The sequence below is a fragment of the Bacterioplanes sanyensis genome, from assembly GCF_002237535.1.
GTDB classification, from domain to species: domain Bacteria; phylum Pseudomonadota; class Gammaproteobacteria; order Pseudomonadales; family Oceanobacteraceae; genus Bacterioplanes; species Bacterioplanes sanyensis_A.
On the sequence record NZ_CP022530.1, the window covers coordinates 1071657 to 1096009 of the forward strand.

Below are 24353 nucleotides of genomic sequence, written 5' to 3' on the forward strand. Positions count from 1 at the left end.
AGTATCTCGCCTGGCAGGATTAGGATGAAAGATTATTATTCTGTTCCAAATGACCTGTTAAGGGGCATTTGTGCCGCCATCGGCGCAACGACATCAGTCGTGCGCCATATGAGCCTTATATTTGATCATTTCAATCTTGGCTATGAGTCCGCGGTGTACTTCATCCGGGCCATCCGCCAAACGCAGCGCCCTGGCCCCGGCAAACATGGCAGCCAGTGGGAAGTCATCGGATAAGCCGCCGCCACCGTGAATTTGCATAGCGGCATCAATAATTTCCTGCGCCATATTCGGAGCAATGACTTTAATTTGAGAAATCTCGCTCATCGCGCCTGCGGCGCCCACTTTATCGATCATCCAGGCGGCTTTTAATACCAGTAACCGCGCCTGCTCGATGTTCATGCGCGCGTTGGCGATGATGTCGCGGTTGCCGCCGAGGTTCACCAACGGTTTGCGGAACGCGGTGCGCTCAGATGCACGAATGCACATCAGCTCCAGTGCCTTTTCCGCCATACCAATCAAACGCATGCAATGATGAATGCGGCCAGGTCCTAAACGTCCTTGGGCAATTTCAAAGCCGCGACCCGGGCCAGCAATCATGTTGCCCGCCGGTACGCGTACGTTATCAAAGCGGATTTCACCGTGGCCATAAGGCTCATCATAATGACCAAATACGGGTAACATGCGTTCGATAGTGACGCCCGGTGCGTCCATTGGGAACAACACCATCGAGTGTTGCTGATGGCGCGGAGCGTCCGGGTTGGTTAGGCCCATAAAGATGCCGACCTTACAGTTAGGATGGCCAATCCCTGTGCTCCACCACTTGCGCCCGTTCAGCACAATTTCATCCCCTTCGACCATGGCCGTGGCCTGCATGTTGGTGGCATCGGAAGATGCGACTCCAGGCTCGGTCATGCAGAAAGCGGAGCGTATTTCACCGGCCATGAGTGGTTTTAGCCACTGCTCCTGCTGCTCCGGCGTACCATATTTTTCCAGCACTTCCATATTGCCAGTATCTGGGGCGTTGCAGTTGAATACCTCTGGGGCAATAAAAGAGCGCCCCGTCAACTCCGCTAACGGTGCATACTCCAGGTTGCTCAGGCCGACGCCATGCTCTTCATTGGGGAAAAACAAATTCCACAAGCCTGCAGCTTTGGCTTTGGCTTTCAGCTCCTCGATGATGGGCAACACCACCCACTTGTTTTCACGGCTGTGCAGTTCACGCAGATAATCTTCCTCAATGGGCTCGATTTCATCGCGAATAAAGGCGCGCACGCGCTGGATGTAGTCTTGTGCTTTGGCGGAATGCTGAAAGTCCATGGTTACTCCGAAGGCTGATCTGTATGTGGGCAGATTAGAATGGGTCTGATGATAATAAAAATGAATGATATCTATCCTTGATTATTCAGCTGACGAATTAGTCGGTGTGTGCACAAATTAATCTGCGACGGGGTTGGGGTTGGCGATAAGTCGATCTTGAGTTTGTCAGGCGATTCGTTAATTTAGCGGCCCTGTTTTACTAACCAATCTAAGGATGGTCTTTATGCAAACCAACAAATTAACGCTGTTGGCGTTGGTACTCTCTTCTTCCATGCTGGTCGCTTGTGGCGGCGGTGGCTCGTCCAGTTCATCGAGCGATGAACCGACTCCTCCCGTGGATAACAGTGGCGATAACAACAACGGTGGCGATGAAACACCGGCCGATGGCAATGAAGACGGTGGTAATACTGTTGGCGCAACAGGCCTGGAGTCGTTACAAGGTACTTGGGTCTACGACTGTGAAGCGGTTGAGGGCGGTTCTGGCAATACTGGCTCTCTGACCTTTGACGGTGACAATTACAGCTATGTGATTGAAAGCTATGAGGACTCCTCTTGCACCAATCTGGAAGTGGTGATGACCTTTAGTGGCACTCACTCTTTCGAAGGCACGCAGATTTTGTCTTCGGGTCAAACCGTAATTAAAACCCGTGCCAGTGATGTCACTGCTGAAATGGCTCCGCAGGATGCAGAGTGGATCAGTGCCATGAACCAAAGCAACACCTGTGGTGCTGACTGGGAAATTGGTAAAAAGGTCGACATTACCAACTGTGCCGCTCTAGAAATGGTGCATACAGAGCTGACGTCCGCGCTCAAGAATGGCACCATTTTCCATGTGGACGGCGATGTGATGTACACCGGCCAAGACGATATGAGCGGTAGCGCCGGCTACCCAACTCAGTTGAGCACTCGTGTGCATACTCGCGTAGCTCAATAAATTGATTGCCGGTGCCTGCATGGCACCGGTTTTTCTTTCTCCGCGCTTCTTCCAGCCGTTTCTACTTTTTTATTCCAAGCTGCTGGCAGCATTTCTTGCGCACCGTCTTATCTCATTTCCGCATTTTCCTGTGCATTTTCAGTGCGCAGCTCGCATAGCTTTTGGCCAAAGGGTCAATATTCAAAAATCCTCTAGCCCATTCATAACAAGGGCTACAGGCCTATTTGTCGTTAGCAAAAACTGGGTTGGCACGCTCATCGCTCTGTCTCTTGTATACAAGGTTGAATTCAATTCCGCACACAGCGGATGTGACGAGAGCGACAACGATGACTACGGATTTTCAAACCCCATTGGGATGGTCGATCAACGACTGGCTGCAGGCTTATCGTCAGGGCCAAAGCCCGGCGGAATTATTGGCAGCACTGCGCGCCAGTATTGAACAAAGTGAATTTACTGATGGCCAGCACACGGATGGCAGTAGCTGGATCAGCTTGGCCAGTGAAGCCCAATTGCAACAACAGCTGGAGCAATTAGCAGAGCTTCTACAACAGCATGGTGGTGATATCAGCCTGCTGCCTTTATACGGCGTACCCTGCGCCATTAAAGACAATATTGATGTCGCGGGTTTTAACACCACGGCCGCTTGCCCGAGCTTTGCTTACCTGCCCGATCAGGATGCCCACGCCGTGGCGCTGTTAAAACAAGCCGGTGCCATTGTGCTGGGCAAAACCAGTCTTGATCAGTTTGCCACTGGCTTAGTCGGCACACGCTCACCCTACGGTGCGGTACCCAACCCCTTTAACTCTGACTACATCAGCGGCGGCTCCAGCTCCGGCTCGGCGGTGGCATTAGCACGAGGTCAGGTGGCATTTTCTTTGGGTACGGATACCGCAGGTTCTGGCCGGGTACCGGCAGGTTTTAATCATTTGTTGGGATTAAAGCCCAGTCGCGGTGTGATCAGCACTCGCGGTGTGGTGCCGGCCTGTCGCAGCCTCGATTGCATCTCGGTATTTGCCTTGAACAGCCAGGATGCTAATAGCGTCTACCAGGTGTTAGCTCAGTACGACGGCGAAGACAGTTATGCTCGCCCCCTGGCCTCTACCGGTAAAAGCGAGGTTAAAACCCTAGCAGTGCCACAGCAACTCGACTGGTTTGGCGATGACTATCAGCAGCAGGCGTTTGAACAGGCGTGCCAGCAGGCCAAGCGCCTTGGCTACCGTCTAAAGACCATAGATTTCAGCCCCATGCTGCAGCTGGCTGAACTGCTGTATCAGGGCCCTTGGGTAGCCGAGCGTTTTGCCGCGGTTGGCGAGTTTATTCGCACTAACAGCAAGGCCCATTTAGACCCGGTGGTGGCCGCCATTATTGGCGAAGGCGATCAGGCTTCGGCTGTGGATGCCTTTAACGCCGAATATCAGCGCCAGGCCTTAAGCCGACAGATTCAGCAAGTATTCGAACAGGTTGATGCCTTGTGGGTGCCAACGACGCCTTGCTTGCCAACCCAAGCGCAGGTGAATAGCGCGCCGATAGAGATCAACAGCCGCTTAGGCACCTTTACCAACTTTGTGAACTTGGCTGATTTATCTGCGCTGGCAGTGCCGGCTCACTTGCGCGCTGACGGTTTGCCCTTTGGCATTACATTGATTGCACCAGCCTTTAGTGAGTCGGCATTGCTGCAGTTTGCTCAGCACTGGCAAGCCGAGCTGGCTTTGCCGACGGCGCCTGCATTATTGGACGTGCGCCCAGAGCAAACTGTGGTGCTGGCCGTGGTCGGTGCGCATTTAACCGGCATGCCGCTCAACCATCAGCTCACCAGTCGCCACGCTCAGTTACTCGAGCAAACCCACACCGCCAGTCATTACCGTTTATACGCCTTAGCCAACACCACACCGCCTAAGCCGGGTCTGGTGCGCGCAGCAGAAGGTGAGGACGGCCACAGCATCATTGTTGAGTTGTGGCGCCTCGATCTGGCGGCGTTTGGCAGTTTTGTTGCCGAAATCCCCCAGCCGTTAGGCATCGGCACGTTAGAGCTGGCCGATGGCCGATTGGTTAAAGGCTTTATCTGCGAACCCGCCGCTGTACCTAGCGCCACCGACATCAGCCACTTTGGTGGCTGGCGCGCCTACATCGCACAACGGTCGACCACACAACGTTGATTTCACCGCCCAGACAAGGAGAGAGCCATGTTTAACAAAGTCTTAATTGCCAACCGCGGTGAAATTGCCGTGCGCATCGCCCGCACACTCAAACGCATGGGCATAGCATCCGTCGCCATTTATGCCGAGGCCGACCGCAACAGCGCTCATGTTAGTTGCGCGGATGAATCCTATAGCTTGGGCGAAGGCAGTGTTGCCGATACTTACTTGCAGGGCGAGCGTATCCTGCAGTTGGCGCTTGATTGCGGTGCCCAGGCCATTATTCCGGGTTACGGTTTTTTAAGTGAAAACGCCGACTTTGCCGAGCAATGCGAAGCCCAGGGGCTGGTATTTGTGGGACCAACACCGCAGCAAATGCGTGACTTTGGTTTAAAGCACACCTCGCGAGAATTGTGCCAGCAAGCGAGTGTGCCGCTCACGCCTGGCACAGGCCTACTGGACAGCCTCGAACAGGCGTTAGCAGCGGCACAGCAGATTGGCTATCCTGTTATGCTGAAATCGACCGCTGGCGGCGGTGGCATTGGCCTGACGCGCTGCGACGATGAGCAAGCCCTGCGCGATGCCTTCGATACTACTCGGCGTTTGGGCGAAAACTACTTTCGTGATGGCGGCGTATTTATCGAGCGTTTTGTCGCCCGCGCCCGCCATATCGAAGTGCAGATTTTTGGTGACGGACAGGGCCAGGTGGTGGCGTTAGGCGAGCGCGATTGCTCGCTGCAGCGGCGCAATCAAAAGGTGGTGGAAGAAACGCCAGCGCCGAATTTACCTGAAGCGACTCGCCAAGCACTGCATCAGGCCGCCATCGATTTAGGCCGCTCGGTGAATTATCGCAATGCCGGCACGGTGGAGTTTATCTACGACCAACAGCGCGACGAGTTTTACTTTCTAGAGGTGAACAGCCGCTTGCAGGTTGAGCATCCAGTGACGGAAATGGTGACGGGCGTCGATCTGGTGCAATGGATGATCGAGCTGGCGAGTGGTACGACTCCGGAACAAATGGCGGGCTTTTCTAGCGCCACTGCGTCTGCCCCTCGCATACAAGGCGCGGCCATTGAGGTGCGCATCTACGCCGAAGATCCACTGAAAAACTTTCAGCCGGCCCCCGGTGTACTAACGCATGTTCAGTTTCCGCAAGACAGCCATGTACGTGTCGACACCTGGGTTAGCAGTGGCACGGAAGTGAGCGCCTTGTACGACCCTATGCTGGCCAAGCTGATTGTGCATGGCGAGGATCGTATCGATGCCATGGCTAAGCTGCAAACCGCGTTGGATCACACCTCGCTGGCGGGCATTGCCACTAACCTGGATTATTTACGCCAGATTATCGCCTGGCCACAGTTTCAGGCAGCCGAGGTGAGTACGCGAGCGCTGGAGTCGTTTGAGTATCAGCCGCGTCATATCGAAGTGCTGAAACCCGGCACCTACACCAGTGTGCAAGACTACCCTGGGCGCAAAGGCTATTGGGATATCGGCGTGCCACCGTCTGGGCCGATGGACGATTATGCCTTTCGTTTGGCCAATCGCATTGTTGGCAACCATGCCAGTGCGGCGGCGTTGGAAGCCACGTTAATTGGCCCCGAGCTGATGTTTCATAGCGATGCCGTGATTGCGCTCACTGGTGCCAGTAGCCAAGCCGTGCTGGACGGCTCACCAGTGCCACTGTGGCAGCCGATTGCAGTAACAGCCGGGCAGACATTACAACTGGGCAAGGTCGAACAGGGCTGTCGGCAATATTTAGCGGTGCGTGGCGGTTTGGATGTGCCGCAATATTTGGGCAGCCGTTCTACCTTTGCGTTGGGCCAGTTTGGCGGCCACGGTGGTCGTACCTTGCGCGCCAGCGATATGCTCGCCATTTCCGATGCCAGCATTGCGGCTTGCACCACTCCTGCGCCGCAATATAAGGCTCAAGCTGCGCCGGCCGAGTTGATTCCGAGTTATCCACACAGTGATGAGGGGGGGGCAGTATGGGAAATCGGTGTGATGTACGGCCCACATGGGGCGCCGGACTTTTTCACCGCAGACTCCATACAGCAGTTTTTAACCACCGACTGGGAAGTCCACTACAACTCCAATCGCTTGGGCATTCGTCTCAACGGCCCTAAGCCTGAATTTGCTCGCCAGGATGGCGGCGAAGCGGGCCTGCATCCATCCAATATTCACGACTGTGAATACGCCATTGGCTCGATTAATTTTACGGGTGATATGCCGGTAATTCTGACCCACGATGGCCCTAGCCTGGGTGGCTTTGTCTGCCCAGTGACCATAGTGCAGAGTGAGTTATGGAAGGTGGGCCAAGTAAAACCCGGCGATCGCATTCGCTTTGTGCCCATGACCTTTGAGCAGGCCTTGGCACAAGAGCGGAGTATTGATCAGGCGATTGAAACCCTGCGGCCATTTAGTGAGCTAGCCAATGAACAAGCCAAGTTCGGCCAGCCACAATCCAGGTTCGGACAGCCAAGTTTAGAGCCTGGCGATACCGCGTCGGCCACCATTTTGGCGCAACTACCGGCCAGCGAGGGCAGGCCAGAAGCTGTTTATCGCCAAGCCGGTGATAAATACATATTGATTGAATATGGCCCTGTGGTGCTGGATTTAAGCTTTCGCTTTCGCATCCATGCGTTAATGCAAGCATTGAAACAGCGTGGGATTGCTGGCCTAGAAGAAATGGCGCCGGGCGTGCGCTCATTGCAAATTCGCTACGATAGTCGGGTCATTCATCAGCAGGATTTAATGCAGGCCTTGTTGGGCACCGAAGCCAGTCTGCCCGATAGCCGCAATATGAGTCTTAAAACCCGGGTGGTGCATTTACCGATGGCGTTTGAAGACAGCGCCACTCTAGATGCCGTGGCCAAGTATCAGCAATCGGTGCAGGAAAAAGCGCCCTGGCTGCCCAACAATGTCGACTTTATTCAGCGTATTAATGGCCTGGATAGCCGTGATGAAGTAAAGCGCATTATTTATGACGCCAGCTATATGGTACTGGGCCTGGGCGATGTGTATTTAGGCGCGCCCTGTGCCGTACCGGTTGACCCGCGCCATCGTTTATTAACGTCAAAATACAATCCAGCTCGCACCTTTACCGCCGAAGGCACGGTGGGCATTGGCGGCGTTTATATGTGCATTTATGGTATGGACAGCCCAGGCGGCTATCAGCTGGTGGGGCGTACCTTACCGATTTGGAATAAATATCTGAAAAATTCACAGTTTGCTGCTAGTGAACCTTGGCTGCTGAAGTTTTTTGATCAGGTGCGTTATTACGAAGTTAGCGAAGAAGAACTTACCCAACAGCGCGAGGCCTTTAGAGAAGGGCGACTGAGTGTTCGTATAACGGAAGAAGACTTTAGCCTGGCTGAATATCAGAAGTTTCTAGAAAACAACGACGACAGCATCCGTGCTTTTAAACAACAGCAACAAGCCGCCTTTGCCAAAGAAGTAGAGCATTGGAACAGCGGTGATGCCTTTAGTGCAGTGAAAGAGCAAGCGTCGGGCATTGCTTCCGTAGATCTAGATGGCGAAGCGGTGCACAGCGATATTGCCGGCAATATCTGGAAGCTGGAGGTGCAACCAGGTCAACGTGTAAAAGCCGGCGATGTGTTGTTGATCGTTGAAGCCATGAAAATGGAGTTTCCAATCTTGGCGCCGATGGATGGCACTATTGCTACCTTGTGCTGTGAAGAAGGTATAGCGGTGCAGCCGGGGGATGCGGTACTCAGCATTGAGCCAACCGAGCAGGAGGTGCTGGCATGAATACCGTCGAAGCACAAAACCCAAATAAAGAGGCGCCTGAAAATCCAGTAAATGAAAAAACTGAAAATAAAAAATCAGCGAGGCCAAAAAACCTAGCCGAGCGTATTTATTTGCAATTAAAGCAGGATATTTTCGACTTTCAGTTATTGCCCGGTGATCGCTTTAGTGAAAGCGAAATCGCCGCTCGCATGCAGGCATCGCGCACACCCGTGCGTGAAGCCTTGTATCGACTGGAACGTGACGGCTACGTACAAGTGCACTTTCGCAGCGGCTGGCAGGTGCGGCCGTTTGATTTTCGCTATTTTGAAGACCTGTACGACGTGCGCATTTTACTCGAGTCCGAAGCCGTTAGGCGCATCTGCGCTAGCCATGAACGCGATGCTCTATTAGCCAATCTGACCAACATCTGGTGCTGCGCGCCAACAGAGCGCTTAAGTGATAGTTCAACGGTGGCCGGCTTGGATGAAGGTTTTCATTTTGAGCTGGTCGAGCTGGCGGGCAATCAGGAAATGGCAGCGATTCATAAGGACGTATGTGAGCGTTTGCGCATTATTCGCCGCCTCGATTTTACCCAAGAAGGGCGGATAGAAGCGACCTATGATGAGCACAGTGGCATTATTGAACTACTGCGCCAAGCTAACGCAGAGACGGCTGTTGCTGAACTGAAACATCATATTGAAGTGAGCAAGAACACGGTGCGTAAGATTACTTTGCACCGCATTCAGCTGGCTAAGAGTCGTTATAATATTAATATTCAAGCGCCTGCCTGATGGCGACTTAACATGTCTGACCTAGCTACTGTGGCGCTTTTAGTAGCAGCAGTCGCAGTAGCAGAAACAGCAAGAGCAACAGAGGGACATTTTCGCTCTGTTGCTACATATACACCTAGATTTGCTTCTGCAAGAAATAACTGGTGAAGCCAGGCGGCATATCTGGCAGTTCGCCAAATAATTGGTAACCCTGCTTTTGGTAAAATCCGAGTGCTTGAAAGGTGGTGGTCTCCAGCCGATAGTTTTGGATGCCTTTGGAGAAAGCATATTCTTCCAGTTGCTTAAGTAGTCTCGAGCCTGCTTTTTGACTTCTGATGCTCTCATGCACCCAAAGCCCTTGTACGTGTAACCACCCCCAATATATTTCACCGAGAATGCCGCCCAGCGTTTCTCCTGTGTCACTTTTGACGAAGGCAGATACCTTCTCTCGTTCAATCTTCCCAGTAAAGCGCTCGTTATAGCCATTCAGTCCATTTTTTAGCACCAAGAAATCCTGCTCTGTTGGTTCAGCAACGGCTGTTATTTCCACGTAAAAACGTCTCCCTGCTTAAATGTCGAATACAAACATGGCTGTTAGCCTTTCACAAAGCGAGACCGCGGGCAAACTTGGCGTACATGTAACTTGGTTGAGGAGGGAGAAGATCGAGTGTGTTTGAAGACTATCCGGGAGAGTACTGTATCTCTTTGGTGCCTTGCATGGATATTTTTATGCAAGGCACCAAGGAAAATTATTGCTTGTATTCACCGCGCACAGAGGCAGCGCGATACGCTTCTAGCTTGCCGTCGGCTTTCAACTTGGCTAAGCCACGATTAAACGCGTCCACTAACTCTTGTGCGCGCGGAGATTTCTTCGAGATAAGCAAGTAAAAATCCCGTTGGTTGATGGTGGTTGGATTAGCAACGATTTTATCGCCTAGACCCAGGCGATTAACTTGCTCGGCACCAACATCCGTATCCTCTAATACAATATCTAACCGGCCTAATTCAAGTTTCTTGAAGTTTCCCTCGGCTTCGGCAATACGCTGAATCTTTAACTTGCCGGACTCTTCCAATGCTTCAGTACCGTAATTGTATCCAATAATACCGCCTACCTGTTTGCCAGCCAGATCTTCTGGACCACTGATAGAGATGGATTTACCCACCTGCTGAAAGAGGGAAGTACTGAGAGTGATAACAGGGTCGGAGAACAAGAAGTGCTGCTGACGCTCTTCATCTTTACTCCAAATAAACGCACCGTCCATTTTACCGTTTTTGGTTTCCTCAAAACCGCGCTTCCACGGCATATAGGAAAACTCGGTTTGATAACCTTCCGCGGCAAAGACTTCGCTGATGATTTGGCTGATAAAGCCGCCATGTTTCAACTGTTCCGATTGATAGGGCGCCCATTCGCCGTTTGCTAGTTTTACCGGCTCTGCCTGGCTGGTTATGGCCAGCCAAGACAAGGTTATTGCTAAAACGATACGGTTGAGCCACTGCATGGTGTCACACCTCCAGTTTGAGTGAGTGACTAAAACCTAGCAGCCCTTGGGCGGTCGGCAAGGCGTACTGCCGCACTTTTGATGGACGCCAATCAGCTATGCAGGAAAGTCAGGATATTATTTAAAGGCAGCCTTTTGGCCAGAAAGGGCCCAGGTCCAACCTGAGCCTGTGTGTGGCTGCCTGTCGATAATCGCGGCTAGGGCTTAGGGCTTAGGGCTTAGGGCTAGGGCTAGGGCTAGGGCTAGGGCTAGGGCTAGGGCTAGGGCAACAGACTCATCGCTACCAGCAGCAAAACACTGCCGGTGATGGTGTCCATCACACGCCAGTGATGGGCAGAGGTCAGGTAAGGGCGCAGTTTCTTGGCCCCGGCCACCAGTGAGCAAAACCAAGTCGCCGAGGCCAGACCGGCACCAAGGATAAACAGCACTGGCTGAGATTGCTGCGCGCCGACACTGCCAATCAGGATCACGGTGTCCAAATAGACGTGCGGATTAATCAACGAAATAGCCAACGCTTGCCCAGCCATGCGCCAGGCACTGCCCGTCGGCATGACAGAGGCCGTCGCTAGGCCATCGCCATCGCCTTGCCAGGCACGAAAGAAAGCCTGCAAAGCCAGGTAGATCAGCAGTCCTATGCCCATCCAGGTGAGCACTGGCACCAGCCCGGGGATGACTTGCTGAATAAAATCCAACGTAAATACGCCCACCGACATCAGGCTGATATCAATAGCAATACAGACCGCGGCGATGGTCCATGGGTGTTGGTTGCGCAGGGCCTTATTCAGCACCCAGGTATTTTGTGCGCCAACAGCGACAATCAAACTAATAGTCACGGCGAAGCCAGTGACTAGAGGCGACAAAGTGCCAGTCATTATGAGTTCCAGGAAAGTGGTTTAGCAGGACAGTGGCGCCAAGATACGGATGAGCTAATTATTAGTCCAACTCATTAATCTAATCATATATAAGTCAATCTAATAATTGTTCGCTAAACTCATCAGCGCAAAAATGGCACCTGAGTCACACCCTAGGAGGCATACCATGCTGGACTACCCCGCACTGCAGGCGTTAGTAGCCGTTATTGAGGCGCGTGGTTTTGACCGTGCAGCCCAGCGTCTGAGCATCAGCCAGTCGGCGGTCAGCCAACGTATTCGGCAATTGGAGTTCAAGTTGGGCCAGCCGGTGCTGCTGCGCACCAGTCCACCGAGGCCAACGGAACTGGGCCAGCGCCTTGCCAACCATTTGCAGCAGGTACAGCAGTTGGAGCAAGCGTTATCGACCGACGATGATGCTGACAAGCGCTTGCGGGTTCGTCTTGCGGTCAATGCCGATTCCATCGACACCTGGCTGCCACAGGCGCTGTCGGCGGCGAGCGTCAGTCGGCGGATGGATTTTGATTTTGTCGTCGAAGACCAGGACGTCGGCCTGAAGCGGATGAAAAATGGCGAAGTCATGGCCTGTATTTGCGCCAGTGAGCAGCCCGTTAACGGCGGCTTGGCGCAGTACCTTGGCAGCATTCGGTATCGGGCATTGGCCAGCCCCGAATTCAAACAACAGTATCGGGCGCAACTAGCGGGCGCTGAGTTAGACCAAATCCCCTGCTTGATTTACAGCGCCGACGACCGTCTACAACACCGCTTTTTACAAGCCCAAGGTGTTGGCGACCCAAAGTACAACCACTTGTGTCCATCGTCTTATGGTTTCGTTAATTTGGCGCTGGCAGGGCTGGGGTACGGCATGATGCCCGAGCTGCAGGTACAGCCGCAATTACGCAGCGGCGCGCTGGTGGATTTGGTCGCGGGCTATGAAATGGACGTACCTATGTACTGGCACTATTGGCAAACCGAAAGCCCGGCACTGGCAGAGCTGCGCCAAGCGGTCGTGCAGGTTGCGCAACAGCATTTACGTTTGGGCTGATATGGGCGTGCACTGTTTGATTGCACAATCACCATGCTTGTGTGCTGACGGTGCAAAAACAGCGGATCGAAAAATATCTTTAATACTTGTGCAGTGATTAACCAGCATAAAATTAAAGGCACCTCTGAATAATTCCGTGATCACTCTGGACCTCTAAAGGACTCTAGATAATGCCGCTCTAGCCAGTTACAGCAGAATCGGTGGCACAGCGCTGGAGCTGTTTGGCGATGCCCATAGGGCGTGGGCAGCAGCCATTCATAACGCCATTGGTGATGTCGAAAAGGGTTGGCTATTTGCTGCCATCAGCGCCTTGTTCTAAAAGCCTGCTGCACTCGTGCAGAGCGGTGCAGAATTATTCAGAGCTGCCCTAAGGTTTTCTATGGAATTTTCAGGTTGGTATATGGGTTGCACTCAACCTTGTATACATGACAACCCACGAAGGAAAGTCCCATGAAAAACATTGCCCTACCTCGCGCGATAAAATTCATTGCACTGACGGCTCTTGCTTCCGGTATTCAGCTGGCCAACGCTGAAGACACCATCAAGGTGGGGGTGTTGCACTCCTTATCAGGCACCATGGCCATTTCAGAAACAACACTGAAAGACACGGTGTTAATGCTGGTGGAGGAGCAAAATAAAAAGGGTGGTTTGCTAGGTAAGAAACTGGAGCCTGTGGTAGTGGACCCAGCATCCAACTGGCCGCTGTTCGCGGAAAAAACTCGCGAGCTGCTAGAAAAGGAACAGGTCGATGTGATTTTCGGCTGTTGGACATCGGTATCACGCAAATCGGTATTGCCGGTGATCGAAGAGCTGAATGGACTGATGTTCTACCCAGTGCAATACGAGGGTGAAGAGTCGTCACGCAATGTGTTTTATACCGGAGCTGCGCCCAACCAGCAGGCCATTCCGGCGGTGGACTACCTGATGAACGAAGTGGGTGTGAAGCGCTGGGTTCTGGCCGGAACCGACTACGTCTATCCACGCACCACCAATAAAATCCTCGAAAGCTACTTGCAGTCCAAAGGTGTAAAAAGTGAAGACATCCTAGTCAATTACACACCCTTTGGTCACAGCGATTGGCAAACCATTGTTTCCGATATTAAGGGCTTTGGCAGTGCGGGCAAAAAGACCGCCGTTGTATCGACGGTGAATGGTGACGCCAATGTGCCGTTCTATAAAGAGTTGGCCAACCAAGGCATCAGCGCAGAAGACATTCCCGTAGTCGCCTTCTCTGTTGGCGAAGAAGAGTTATCCGGATTCGATACCTCGCCCCTGGTAGGCCACTTAGCGGCGTGGAATTATTTTCAAAGCGCAGACGTGGAGGTGAACTACGACTTTATCGATAAATGGCACGCCTATATCGGTGATGAAGATCGTGTCACCAATGACCCGATGGAAGCAACTTATATCGGTTTTTCCATGTGGTCGAAAGCGGTGGAAAAAGCAGGCTCTGCCGATGTCGATAAGGTACGCCAGGCCATGTATGGCATGACCGTTCCCAACCTGACCGGCGGTATGGCAAAAATGAATGAAAACCATCATTTATCTAAGCCAGTGCTGATTGGTGAAATTCAAGAAGACGGTCAGTTTGATATCGTCTGGCAAACCGATGGTGTGGTCAAAGGCGATGCCTGGACCGATTTCTTGCCAGAATCGAAAAACCTGATTGCCGATTGGACGGCACCGATCAATTGCGGCAACTACAACGTGGTTAGCAAAAGTTGTGGCAGCGCAGTCGCAGCTGAGTAGTGCTCTTTGCCGCACTCAGGTGCGGCACTTCTTTCGTCGGTATGGATAACGGTTATGCGTGGTGTTCTAGGATTTTTACTGTGCGCGCTTTTTTTTAGCCCAGCGTTAATGACATCAGAGTCGATAGCATCAGAGCCACCTGCAGCTGCAGCTGCAGATGACGATGTGGCACTGCAAGGTATCGTGCAACAAATGGCTCAGTCATCGTTTGAAGAAAAAATCACTCAGGTGGCAGAGATTGCCAGCAGCTCTTCAGCGATGAAATTGTCTTTGTTGCAGTGGCTAACGGACAATCAGCTGTACCTGAGAAAGTCAGATCAACAACCCTTTGTAATTACAGATTTTAAAGCGGGTGCGTCGGCCCATGCGCCCTTTTCGACTGAGGTCGTGCAACTGCAAGGGCGACGCGACAAGCGCCAATACAGCAAAATACGGGTGAATAACTCGGTACGCGCCGCCATTCGTTCCGAGCTGGCGCTGATTCATATACGCATTGGCACTGCGCAACAGCGCAGTAGCGCGGCACAACAGCTATTAAAAGACCATGCCGATATCGCCACCAATAAAATCGCGCAGTTGTTGCAGCAAGAAAAAGACCCGCAGGTGCATGAGGTATTGCAGTTAGTGCTGGCCATGCAGCAACTAGAGAGCAGCGAGCAAGCACAACGACTACAGGCCATCGAGGCATTGCAACGCTCCTTGTATCCGCCGGTCAAAGTCGCCCTACTACAACATTTGAAGGGGCTGGATCCCAGTGATGTCAGACAAACACAAGAATACCAACTAACGCAGAAAACCCTTGCCTCTATCGAGCAACTCAATCGGCTCAACGGTTACGCACAGGACTTGTATTTTGGATTATCGCTTGGGGCGGTATTACTACTCGCAGCGATTGGCCTGGCGATTACCTTTGGCGTGATGGGGGTGATCAATATGGCGCACGGGGAAATGATCATGCTGGGTGCGTACACCACCTATATGGTGCAGCAGCTGTTGCCAGATTCCATTGGTGTATCGCTGATTGTATCCATTCCCGCTGCTTTTTTGGTCAGCGGCCTGGTTGGTGTGGTGATGGAGCGCAGCGTCATTCGCCATTTATACGGTCGACCATTGGAAACGCTTCTGGCGACCTTCGGCATCAGTTTAATCCTGCAGCAAGCCGTGCGCAGCATCTTTGGTCCACTGAATCGTGAGGTGGCGACTCCAGAGTGGATGGCCGGTACCTTTATGTTGAATCCTGGGCTAGAACTGACCTGGAACCGCTTGTACATCATTATCTTCAGCTTGTTGGTGTTGGCCATGCTCGCGCTGATTGTGAAGCGCACGTTATTTGGCCTGCAGATGCGCGCCGTCACCATGAATCGACCAATGGCCAGCTCGATGGGAATAAAAACCGGCTGGGTGGATGCACTCACCTTTGGCTTGGGCTCTGGCATTGCTGGAGTAGCAGGCGTGGCTCTCAGTCAGCTCACTAACGTCGGTCCGAATCTGGGACAAGCTTATATCATCGACTCCTTTATGGTGGTGGTGTTCGGCGGTGTGGGTAACTTATGGGGCACATTAGTGGCAGCGATGTCGCTGGGAGTGGCCAATAAACTGTTTGAACCACTGGCTGGTGCGGTGTTGGCGAAAATACTGGTACTGGTATTTATTATTTTATTTATTCAAAAACGGCCGCGTGGTTTATTCGCGCTGAAAGGCCGAGCGGTAGAGGGTTAATATATGGCGATATCATCGAACTATATGGGCCCGCTAACGCGCCTATTACTGCAAGATAAACAAGGCCGCTGGTTGTTAACCGTCATCGCTGTGTTGGCTGTGGTTGTGCCGTTTTGCAATCTGCTGTTTCCGCCTGAATCGGTTTTACATGTATCAACCTACACCATGACGCTGCTGGGCAAATACTTGTGTTACGCCTTGCTGGCCATTGCGGTGGATTTGATTTGGGGCTATTGCGGCATCTTAAGCTTGGGCCACGGCGCTTTTTTTGCCTTAGGTGGTTACGCCATGGGCATGTATCTGATGCGTCAAATTGGTGATCGTGGCGTGTATGGCAATGCCGAACTGCCGGACTTTATGGTGTTTCTTAACTGGCAAGAACTGCCTTGGTATTGGTTGGGCTTTGATTCTTTTGCCTTTGCCATGCTGATGGTGCTGCTGGTGCCGGGCACATTGGCATTTGTGTTTGGCGCCTTGGCATTTCGCTCACGGGTGAGCGGTGTGTATTTATCCATTATTACCCAAGCGCTGACGTATGCCTTGATGCTGGCGTTTTTTCGCAACGACATGGGGTTTGGCGGCAACAATGGTTTGACCGACTTTAAAGATATTTTGGGCTTCAGTTTGCAGGACGATCATACTCGAGCTGCACTGTTTATTGCTTCTGCCCTGGCGTTGATGCTGGGCTATCTGATCAGCCGCTGGCTGGTCACTTCAAAACTGGGTCGAGTGTTGGTGGCCATCCGCGATAGCGAAACCCGCACGCGTTTTCTGGGCTATCGCGTCGAACACTATAAGCTGTTTGTTTTTGTGGTGTCGGCCATGTTGGCAGGTTTGGCGGGCGCCTTATATGTGCCCCAGGTCGGCATTATTAATCCGGGCGAATTTGCCCCCATTTTCTCCATTGAAATCATTATCTGGGTCGCTGTTGGTGGTCGCGGCAGTCTATACGGCGCCGTCATTGGAGCGCTGCTGGTGAACTATGCCAAAACCTGGTTTACCGGTGCCTTTGCTGAACTGTGGCTGTTCTTATTGGGTGGTTTGTTTGTATTAACCACTTTATACCTGCCGCGTGGCGTGATTGGTTTATGGCAACCGTTGCAGCAGCGCTGGTCAAGTTATCGTCATCGCCGGCAGATACCAGCGGAGTACAATGGCCAGGAGGAGCGCGCATGAGCCTTGCAGTCAAACACATTGAGCAGCCCAGCGTGTTGTACATGGACGGTGTCAGCGTCAGTTTTGACGGTTTTAAAGCTTTAAACTCACTGTCTATGTGCATTGAACCGGGCGAAATGCGCGCCATTATCGGCCCCAATGGCGCCGGAAAAACCACCATGATGGACGTCATTACCGGTAAAACGCGGCCAGATAGCGGCACTATTTTATTCAATGATCAATACGATCTGACGCAGCACGACGAAGCCGAGGTGGCCAATCTGGGAATTGGGCGAAAATTCCAAAAGCCGAGTGTCATTGAAAGCTTGACGGTATTTGAAAATCTGGAGCTGTCGTTACAGGGCGGGCGTTCGGTGTGGCAAGCGCTAACCCACAAGCTCGGTAAACAACAGCATCAGCAGTTAGAAGAAATTCTGACGCTGATTGATTTGCAAGATAAGCAAACCCTGCAGGCTGGCAGTTTGTCGCACGGACAAAAACAATGGTTAGAAATTGGCATGCTGCTCGGGCAAAAACCACAGCTGTTATTAATTGATGAACCGGCTGCTGGCATGACCGACGAAGAAACCATGAAAACCGCTGAGCTGTTCCGCAATTTGGCGCAGCATCATTCGTTAATGGTGGTGGAGCACGATATGGACTTTATTGATGCACTGGACTGTCGTGTCACGGTTTTGCATGAAGGCAGCGTGCTGGCTGAAGGCTCGCTGGCGTCGGTAAAAGCCAACGACAAAGTCATCGAAGTGTACTTGGGGCGCTAAATGTTAAAAGTGAATCATTTAAACGTGGCGTATGGCGCCAGCCAGGCTCTGTACGACGTATCGATGCAGGCGGAGATTGGTAAGGTAACTTGCGTGCTGGGGCGCAACGGTGTGGGGAAAACCACCCTGATGAAAGCTCTGGCCGGGCACTTACAGCCAGTCAATGGTCAGATACGCTGGCGCGATCAACTGCTGGTCGGGCAGTCGGCGGCGCAGCGGGCCAAGGCGGGCATTGCCTACGTACCGCAAGGGCGCGACATATTTGCGCAGCTGACGGTGGAAGAAAATCTGCAAACCGCCTTTTCTGCTTTGCCGCGTGGCCAGCGACGCATCGATCCGGAGGTCTTCGCTTTATTTCCTGTGTTGCAGCAAATGCTCAAACGGCGCGGTGGCGATTTGTCCGGTGGCCAGCAGCAGCAACTGGCCATTGCTCGAGCGTTGCTGCTGCGACCAAAGTTATTGATTTTGGATGAGCCAACCGAGGGCATTCAGCCGTCGATTATCAAAGACATTCAGGCGGTGATTGAATTGCTGCGCGATCGTGGCCAGATGGCCATTGTGTTGGTGGAGCAGTATTTGGAGTTTGCCGCCGAGTTGGCCGACGACTTTATTATTCTCGAACGCGGGCGAGTGGTAGCCGAGGGGCCGGGCCACGAGCTGAAGCAATCCGAGCAAGCCAGAACCCTACTGGCCATTTGAACGTCAGGCATTTGTACTTGGAAGGCGGCACTGCAAGTGTCCAGATGTGTCACAGTTAGTAGCTTTGTCATACAGCGCTGTTTTACTCTGCGAGGTTGGTCGGGTGCAGTCAGCCCGTCTCAGTTGTAATTGCGGAGTTGTTATGAAAAAACTGATGGTTGCTTTATCCGTCGCGGCATTGGCCAGCGGCTGTTCCACTTACGATCCTTACACCGGCGAGCAGGAAACCTCAAAAACCGCCATTGGCGCGGGCATTGGTGCCGGTGTGGGTGTACTGGCTGCGTATCTGGATAACCGCGACGAAAAAGATGTGAAAAAGCGCAACCAGCGCATTCTGGCGTCTGCTGCCGGTGGTGCTGCCATTGGCGGCGGTATCGGCTTTTACATGGATGCCCAAGAAGCCAAGCTGCGCAAACAATTGCGTGGCACCGGTGTACGCGTTGAGCGTGATGGCGATAACGTCAATCTGATCATGCCGGGCAACATTACCTTTGCATCTGGCAGCTCAGCCGTTGCGTCAAGCTTCTATGAAGTGCTGAACTCGGTGGCACTGGTTATCAAAGAATACGATCGCACCCTGGTAGTGGTGGCCGGCCACACCGACAGTGATGGTTCAGAAAGCACCAATCAGCGTTTGTCTGAGCAACGCGCCAGCTCGGTATCGGCGTATTTGAAGAGCCGCGGCATTAAATCGGTGCGCCTGGAAACCGTCGGCTTTGGCGAGCGCTCACCGATTGCCAGCAATGCAACAGCGTCGGGCAAAGAGTTGAACCGCCGCGTTGAAATAACCTTGGTGCCGGTCAGTCAATAACCGCACAGACGAGCAGCCGCAATGGCTGCTCAATTCCTGTTATCAGCCCCTAGCAACGCTTTTATTAACCGCTTGGCCGTGTCTGCAAACGCGCGCGGAGCCGATCGATCGCTGCCACTGGCGTGGGTAATAAAGCCTTCCAGTAGCGCCATGATGGTCTTCGCGATATGAGCGTCGTTGATCGCTTGTGTATCTAGTTCACCTTGTTCTCTGGCGCGCTCTAAAGCGTGGGTAATCGCCTGCTGCAATTGCTGTTGCGAGTCGTTCAGTACGCTCGCCACGACATCATTGCGGGCTGCTTCGGCCAGCACTTCGATTGCCAGCGCCACCTGCTCCGGTTGCTGATACGCGGCCAACACCGGCTCTGGCATATCCACTAAGGCTTGCAGCGGTTTCGGTGCCGTATTCAACCAAGCGGCCAGCTCCAACGTGCTGCGCCTTTCCTCTTCGGCAATGGCCACAATGATGTCGTCTTTAGATTTGAAGTGGCGGTACAGGCCGCCCGGGCTCATCTGGGCGGCATCACAGATTTGCTGCACCGAGGTGCGATGAAAGCCATGTTGCACAAAGCACTGTCCAGCGGCGTGCAGTATTTGTTGGCGGCGCTGTTGTTTGCGTTCTGGATTGATCGGTCGGGCCATGGAGTGGCGTCCTTATCGCGTTCGGGTCTGACAGCAATGCCGTTGACTCACTGTTTTACTTGGCAGCAGTCTAGCCTCTGCCTATTATGAGAGCGATTATTCGCTTTATTAACTCGCAGCAGCTCTTTAACGGACAGCCCAGCCTCATAACCGTGGCTTCTGGGCGCAGACAATCCAGCGGCACTGTGCGCGGCATGCGCAAAAACAGTGACGTAGACGAAGGGCGTGGAGGTGGTATGAAGTTTCCGTGGTGGTGTTTGGGCTTTATCGGCGTGTGGCAACTACCAGTGCTATGGCAGGCTTGGCTGGGAGAGGTCTCCGCTTGGGCCTGGTTGAATCTGCTGTGGTTTGGCTGGTTTTTTAGCCTACCTGCGAGCGTTGCTTGGCCGCGTGCCAGCCATCCGCAAACCGCGCCTGCGACCCAGCGTGGCTGGCACATACAGCAAGGAATTCAGCCGCAACAGCGATTGCCAGCTGCGAAAATCCTTCAGGCTGGGTTGGCGGATAAGTTTGCTGCCATTGTGGGCGCTGGCGATAAAGGCGAGCAGTTGCTGGCAGACATGCTGGTAGCGGATTGTACTCGGCTATTGCTGCAGGATGAGCACATCGTGGCGGTGATGGTGGTGAATCAGGGCGATCAAGAGGCATTTCAAATCCCCTTCGGTGAGATGGTGGCTCGCTTAGGTCTGAAGCGGGCACTGCTGGGTGTGCTGCGTGCTTGGTTGCTGGCCAGTGAATCGCTCGCTGGCGGCTGGCACATTGAAGCCATTGCCGTTGACCCGCGTTATCGCGGTCAGGGCGCGGGCTCGACGTTAATTCAAGCGCTGATGACTGAAGCACAGCAGTGTGATCGTCGAGGGTTAACCTTGGAAGTGGTGGACACCAATCCAGCAGCGCAGGCACTGTATCAGCGACTTGGTTTTCAGCCGCTCAAACGTCATCAGCTGAGCGCTTGGCGAGGGCTGTTGGCGGTGCCGTTTAGCTCAACGCTGTACATGGCGTGTACGCTGTCAGACCCATAACGGCGTTGTTACTCACAGGAGAATAATCTTGGCGCTGACGGATTTGCCGGGCATTGGCCCGAAAGCGGCGCAGCAGCTGCGCGCTGTTGGCATTAATAACGAACACGAGTTACGCGAGCTGGGCGCCATTGCAACCTATGTGCGCCTGCAAAGTTTAACGCCCAAACCCAGCCTGAACTTTTTGTACGCTCTGGTCGGCGCGTTGGAAGGACGCCGCTGGCAAGATGTCGCGCGTAACGACAAGGCGCACCTGCAGCAGTCTTTGCAACAGTTCTACCGTGAGCTGAACCGACCAAGCTAGATCGGCTCGGCCAGCATTTGGGCTCAGTCAGCGGGCTGCTGCGGCGTACTGTTGCTTTCCGATGGCGTCTCGCTGGCTGCTATGTCGCTGTCTGCTGTGTTACTGGCAGGAGCATCGGCCAACGCCGCCAGGCGCTGCTCCAGCTCCGCTAACTTAGCCTGAGTGCGGGCCAGCACTTCACATTGCACATCAAACTCCTCGCGCGTCACCAAGTTCATATTGGTCAGCATGGTTTGCAAGCGTGCTTGCAGCAGTTGCTGCACATCCTCGCCCAGTGAGGCGAAGGGCGTCTGCTGCAACAATTGTTGCAGGCGTTGCGAAATAACTTCAGGGGACATAAACCAGCTCCGATAAATGGCCATCGCATGGTACCACGAGTGATTCTCACCGCCGAAGGCCAGCTTGGTGCGCTGATAAATTCGGCGCTCAACTTTGGTGCGCTGCGCCAGTCGGGTCTGCGCTTTTGTGGTGCAGGTTTGGACGAAATGCGCTTCAAGCGTCCGTCATTCTTATTAGACATTCCGGTTTATGCCTGTAACTCATTGATTGTTCGTATTTTTCAAGAATTGGCATAAGCACTGCAAAAGAACTCGCAAAGAATAATCCGGTGCATCCGGGAACGACGATTTCGCTGTTCATAATGATTGAGGATGAAGAACCATGAAGAAACTGTCTCAAGCCATTGCTCTGACCAGTGCTGTTTCTGCGGCCTTATTGGCGGCGCATTCTGTTCAAGCAGAGGTGGAAGTCTCAGCGTCAGCAGCCATTGCCAACATGTATTTGTGGCGCGGTCAGGACCTGGGCCAAGGCGTTCCTGCCGTATCCGGTGATGTTACCGCCAGCATGGGCGGCCTGTATGGTGGCGTATGGGCCTCCAGTGGTGACAGTGCCTTAGGCCAGGAATACGACCTGTATCTGGGCTATGGCGGTGAGGCCGGTGAGTTCTCTTATGACATCAGTGCTTGGACGTATGTCTACCCAGGTGCGTCTGAAGATGCCGACGACGACGGCAACTACACCCGTACCGATGCACGTGGCACCACCTTTGATGCCTCTGATCTAATTATTTCTGTGGGTTACGGCCCGGTATCCGCGTCTTATTACTACGTGTTGGCGGGCGATGAAAATGCCAGCTACGCCACCTTAGGCGGTGAAATGGGCGCCTTTGCTGCGACGCTGGGTATGCAAATGCACAGCGAGGACGACAGCGCTGAATATACCCACCTGGATTTAAGCTACGCCTACAACGACAACCTGTCGTTTACGCTGAGCAAAATTATTGATCAAGACGCAGATTTGGATAAAGGCGAATCAGGCTTGGATGAAGACACCAAAGTAGTCGTCAGCTATAGCCTGCCTATCGAGTTGTAAAAGGCATACAATAGCCCGTGCCCCCGCATGGGCTATTGATAACAAATAGAGCATTCAACAAAGGAGTTTTCCTATGAAACTCATTACTGCTGTGGTTAAACCGTTCAAATTAGACGACGTGCGCGAAGCGCTGTCTGAGATCGGTGTACAAGGCATCACAGTGACTGAAGTGAAAGGCTTTGGTCGCCAAAAAGGTCATACCGAGCTGTATCGCGGTGCTGAATACGTGGTGGATTTTCTGCCCAAAGTAAAAATCGAAGTGGCGGTCACCGAAGAGCTGACCGACAAAGTCATCGAAGCGGTCACAAAAGCTGCCAACACCGGAAAAATTGGTGACGGCAAAATTTTTGTGAGCACGCTTGAACAAGTGATTCGTATCCGTACCGGTGAGACCGGCGCAGACGCAATCTAAAAAACCAGTTCGGTAACAGTCAATATCAAGCCTGATGCGGGGGGCTTAATATGGAAAACAATATTTATGAACTTCAGTACGCCATGGACACCTTTTATTTTCTGGTGTGTGGCGCCTTAGTGATGTGGATGGCGGCAGGTTTCGCCATGCTGGAAGCGGGTTTGGTCCGCTCTAAAAATACCACTGAAATTCTCACCAAAAACGTCGCCCTGTTTGCGATTGCTTGCACCATGTATTTGGTCTGCGGTTATCAAATTATGTACGGTGGCGGCTACTTCCTGTCTGGTATTACCGAAGTTGATAGCGCTGCGGTGTTGGCAGACTACGCTGCACGCGAAGACGGCTTCCAGGGCGGTTCTATTTACTCTGGCGCGTCCGACTTCTTCTTCCAGGTGGTGTTTGTTGCAACCGCCATGTCGATTGTTTCCGGTGCCGTGGCTGAGCGCATGAAGCTGTGGGCGTTCCTGGCTTTTGCTGTGGTATTGACTGGTTTTATTTACCCAATGGAAGGCGGCTGGACCTGGGGTGGCAACGATGTATTCGGCCTGTATAACCTGGGTGATTTAGGCTTCTCTGATTTCGCTGGCTCCGGCATTGTGCACATGGCCGGTGCGGCTGCGGCGCTGGCAGGCGTGATCTTGCTGGGCGCGCGTAAAGGCAAATATGGCCCGAACGGTGAAGTGCGTGCGATTCCTGGTGCCAACTTGCCGCTGGCGACTTTGGGTACCTTCATCCTGTGGATGGGCTGGTTCGGCTTTAACGGTGGCTCGGTATTAAAACTGGGCGATATCGCCAACGCCAACTCTGTGGCTGTGGTGTTTATGAATACCAATGCAGCCGCGGCGGGTGGTCTGATTGGTGCGCTGTTGCTGGCTTACATCTTGTTCCGCAAAGCGGATCTGACCATGGCTTTGAACGGTGCATTGGCAGGTCTGGTGGCGATTACCGCTGAGCCTTCAACACCAACGCCATTTGCAGCAACGCTGATCGGTTTTGTCGGTGGCCTGATTGTGGTGATGTCGATCCTGACGCTGGACAAAATTAAGATCGATGATCCGGTCGGTGCGATCTCTGTTCACGGCGTGGTTGGCTTGTTCGGCTTGCTGGTGGTACCTCTGACTAACGACGGCGCCAGCTTCTCTGGTCAGCTGATCGGTGCTGTCACCATCTTTGCTTGGGTATTTGTAACGTCTCTGATTGTGTGGATGGTGATCAAAGCGGTCATGGGTCTGCGTGTTAGCGAAGAAGACGAATACGAAGGTGTGGATTTATCTGAATGTGGTATGGAAGCTTACCCAGAGTTCACCGCTTCAAAATAGTTAGCCCCATAAACGCTGCCAGAAAAAGCAGCGAGTAATAATGATAAAAAGTTTCA

General features: G+C 53.0%; 23 protein-coding genes. 17 read left to right on the forward strand and 6 right to left on the reverse strand.

The window, feature by feature from the left end; all coding sequences use genetic code 11:
* Positions 1 to 93: 93 nt before the first annotated feature.
* On the reverse strand, positions 94 to 1317 hold the full coding sequence (locus CHH28_RS05025) for an acyl-CoA dehydrogenase family protein (RefSeq protein WP_094059281.1): 1224 nt from the start codon (positions 1315 to 1317) through the stop codon (positions 94 to 96).
* Between the two features lie 223 nt (positions 1318 to 1540).
* On the opposite strand from CHH28_RS05025, the gene CHH28_RS05030 reads away from it, so the two are divergent.
* From CHH28_RS05030 to CHH28_RS05045, 4 genes are all read left to right on the forward strand, one after another.
* On the forward strand, positions 1541 to 2251 hold the full coding sequence (locus CHH28_RS05030) for a hypothetical protein (protein ID WP_094059282.1): 711 nt from the start codon (positions 1541 to 1543) through the stop codon (positions 2249 to 2251).
* Between the two features lie 326 nt (positions 2252 to 2577).
* Positions 2578 to 4407, forward strand: a complete 1830-nt coding sequence (atzF, locus tag CHH28_RS05035; RefSeq protein ID WP_094059283.1) for an allophanate hydrolase — start codon at positions 2578 to 2580, stop codon at positions 4405 to 4407.
* A 27-nt stretch (positions 4408 to 4434) separates the two neighbouring features.
* Complete coding sequence (uca, locus tag CHH28_RS05040; RefSeq protein ID WP_094059284.1) at positions 4435 to 8154, forward strand: urea carboxylase; 3720 nt, start codon at positions 4435 to 4437, stop codon at positions 8152 to 8154.
* A complete protein-coding gene (locus CHH28_RS05045) occupies positions 8151 to 8924 on the forward strand; it encodes a GntR family transcriptional regulator (RefSeq protein WP_094059285.1) in 774 nt (257 codons plus the stop codon). The genes uca and CHH28_RS05045 overlap by 4 nt, the downstream gene beginning before the upstream one ends.
* Before the next feature lie 115 nt (positions 8925 to 9039).
* Here CHH28_RS05045 and CHH28_RS05050 read toward each other — a convergent pair whose 3' ends face one another.
* The 3 genes from CHH28_RS05050 to CHH28_RS05060 all read right to left on the reverse strand — a co-directional run bounded on the left by CHH28_RS05050 (position 9040) and on the right by CHH28_RS05060 (position 11274).
* Positions 9040 to 9453 (reverse strand): GNAT family N-acetyltransferase, encoded by a 414-nt coding sequence (locus tag CHH28_RS05050; RefSeq protein WP_094059286.1) that lies wholly within the window; start codon positions 9451 to 9453, stop codon positions 9040 to 9042.
* 199 nt (positions 9454 to 9652) lie between these two features.
* Positions 9653 to 10402, reverse strand: coding sequence for a substrate-binding periplasmic protein (locus tag CHH28_RS05055; protein WP_094059287.1), 750 nt, complete (start codon positions 10400 to 10402; stop codon positions 9653 to 9655).
* A gap of 260 nt (positions 10403 to 10662) precedes the next feature.
* On the reverse strand, positions 10663 to 11274 hold the full coding sequence (locus tag CHH28_RS05060; protein WP_094059288.1) for a LysE/ArgO family amino acid transporter: 612 nt from the start codon (positions 11272 to 11274) through the stop codon (positions 10663 to 10665).
* Positions 11275 to 11440: 166 nt separating this feature from the next.
* On the opposite strand from CHH28_RS05060, the gene CHH28_RS05065 reads away from it, so the two are divergent.
* From CHH28_RS05065 to CHH28_RS05095, 7 genes are all read left to right on the forward strand, one after another.
* Positions 11441 to 12316, forward strand: coding sequence for a LysR family transcriptional regulator ArgP (locus CHH28_RS05065; protein ID WP_094059289.1), 876 nt, complete (start codon positions 11441 to 11443; stop codon positions 12314 to 12316).
* A gap of 450 nt (positions 12317 to 12766) precedes the next feature.
* Positions 12767 to 14065, forward strand: a complete 1299-nt coding sequence (urtA, locus tag CHH28_RS05070) for an urea ABC transporter substrate-binding protein (protein ID WP_094059290.1) — start codon at positions 12767 to 12769, stop codon at positions 14063 to 14065.
* Between the two features lie 54 nt (positions 14066 to 14119).
* Positions 14120 to 15784 (forward strand): urea ABC transporter permease subunit UrtB, encoded by a 1665-nt coding sequence (gene urtB, locus CHH28_RS05075; RefSeq protein WP_094059291.1) that lies wholly within the window; start codon positions 14120 to 14122, stop codon positions 15782 to 15784.
* A 3-nt stretch (positions 15785 to 15787) separates the two neighbouring features.
* Entirely contained in the window at positions 15788 to 16960 is a 1173-nt protein-coding gene (gene urtC, locus CHH28_RS05080) for an urea ABC transporter permease subunit UrtC (protein WP_233243752.1), read from the forward strand.
* Entirely contained in the window at positions 16957 to 17721 is a 765-nt protein-coding gene (urtD, locus tag CHH28_RS05085) for an urea ABC transporter ATP-binding protein UrtD (RefSeq protein ID WP_094059293.1), read from the forward strand. The genes urtC and urtD overlap by 4 nt, the downstream gene beginning before the upstream one ends.
* Complete coding sequence (gene urtE, locus CHH28_RS05090; protein WP_094059294.1) at positions 17722 to 18420, forward strand: urea ABC transporter ATP-binding subunit UrtE; 699 nt, start codon at positions 17722 to 17724, stop codon at positions 18418 to 18420.
* 142 nt (positions 18421 to 18562) lie between these two features.
* Entirely contained in the window at positions 18563 to 19231 is a 669-nt protein-coding gene (locus tag CHH28_RS05095) for an OmpA family protein (protein ID WP_094059295.1), read from the forward strand.
* Positions 19232 to 19260: 29 nt separating this feature from the next.
* On the opposite strand, the gene CHH28_RS05100 is transcribed toward CHH28_RS05095, so the two are convergent.
* Complete coding sequence (locus CHH28_RS05100) at positions 19261 to 19872, reverse strand: TetR/AcrR family transcriptional regulator (RefSeq protein WP_094059296.1); 612 nt, start codon at positions 19870 to 19872, stop codon at positions 19261 to 19263.
* Between the two features lie 236 nt (positions 19873 to 20108).
* On the opposite strand from CHH28_RS05100, the gene CHH28_RS05105 reads away from it, so the two are divergent.
* Both CHH28_RS05105 and CHH28_RS05110 read left to right on the forward strand, forming a co-directional pair.
* Complete coding sequence (locus tag CHH28_RS05105) at positions 20109 to 20894, forward strand: GNAT family N-acetyltransferase (RefSeq protein WP_157729782.1); 786 nt, start codon at positions 20109 to 20111, stop codon at positions 20892 to 20894.
* Between the two features lie 28 nt (positions 20895 to 20922).
* A complete protein-coding gene (locus tag CHH28_RS05110; RefSeq protein ID WP_157729783.1) occupies positions 20923 to 21195 on the forward strand; it encodes a TfoX/Sxy family protein in 273 nt (90 codons plus the stop codon).
* A gap of 23 nt (positions 21196 to 21218) precedes the next feature.
* Here CHH28_RS05110 and CHH28_RS05115 read toward each other — a convergent pair whose 3' ends face one another.
* Entirely contained in the window at positions 21219 to 21533 is a 315-nt protein-coding gene (locus CHH28_RS05115; RefSeq protein ID WP_094059299.1) for an accessory factor UbiK family protein, read from the reverse strand.
* Between the two features lie 39 nt (positions 21534 to 21572).
* On the opposite strand from CHH28_RS05115, the gene CHH28_RS05120 reads away from it, so the two are divergent.
* From CHH28_RS05120 to CHH28_RS05135, 4 genes are all read left to right on the forward strand, one after another.
* Positions 21573 to 21770, forward strand: a complete 198-nt coding sequence (locus tag CHH28_RS05120; RefSeq protein WP_157729784.1) for a hypothetical protein — start codon at positions 21573 to 21575, stop codon at positions 21768 to 21770.
* 85 nt (positions 21771 to 21855) lie between these two features.
* Positions 21856 to 22566, forward strand: a complete 711-nt coding sequence (locus tag CHH28_RS05125; protein WP_094059301.1) for a TorF family putative porin — start codon at positions 21856 to 21858, stop codon at positions 22564 to 22566.
* Between the two features lie 73 nt (positions 22567 to 22639).
* On the forward strand, positions 22640 to 22978 hold the full coding sequence (glnK, locus tag CHH28_RS05130) for a P-II family nitrogen regulator (RefSeq protein ID WP_094059302.1): 339 nt from the start codon (positions 22640 to 22642) through the stop codon (positions 22976 to 22978).
* A 50-nt stretch (positions 22979 to 23028) separates the two neighbouring features.
* On the forward strand, positions 23029 to 24297 hold the full coding sequence (locus tag CHH28_RS05135; RefSeq protein ID WP_094059303.1) for an ammonium transporter: 1269 nt from the start codon (positions 23029 to 23031) through the stop codon (positions 24295 to 24297).
* Positions 24298 to 24353 lie beyond the last annotated feature (56 nt).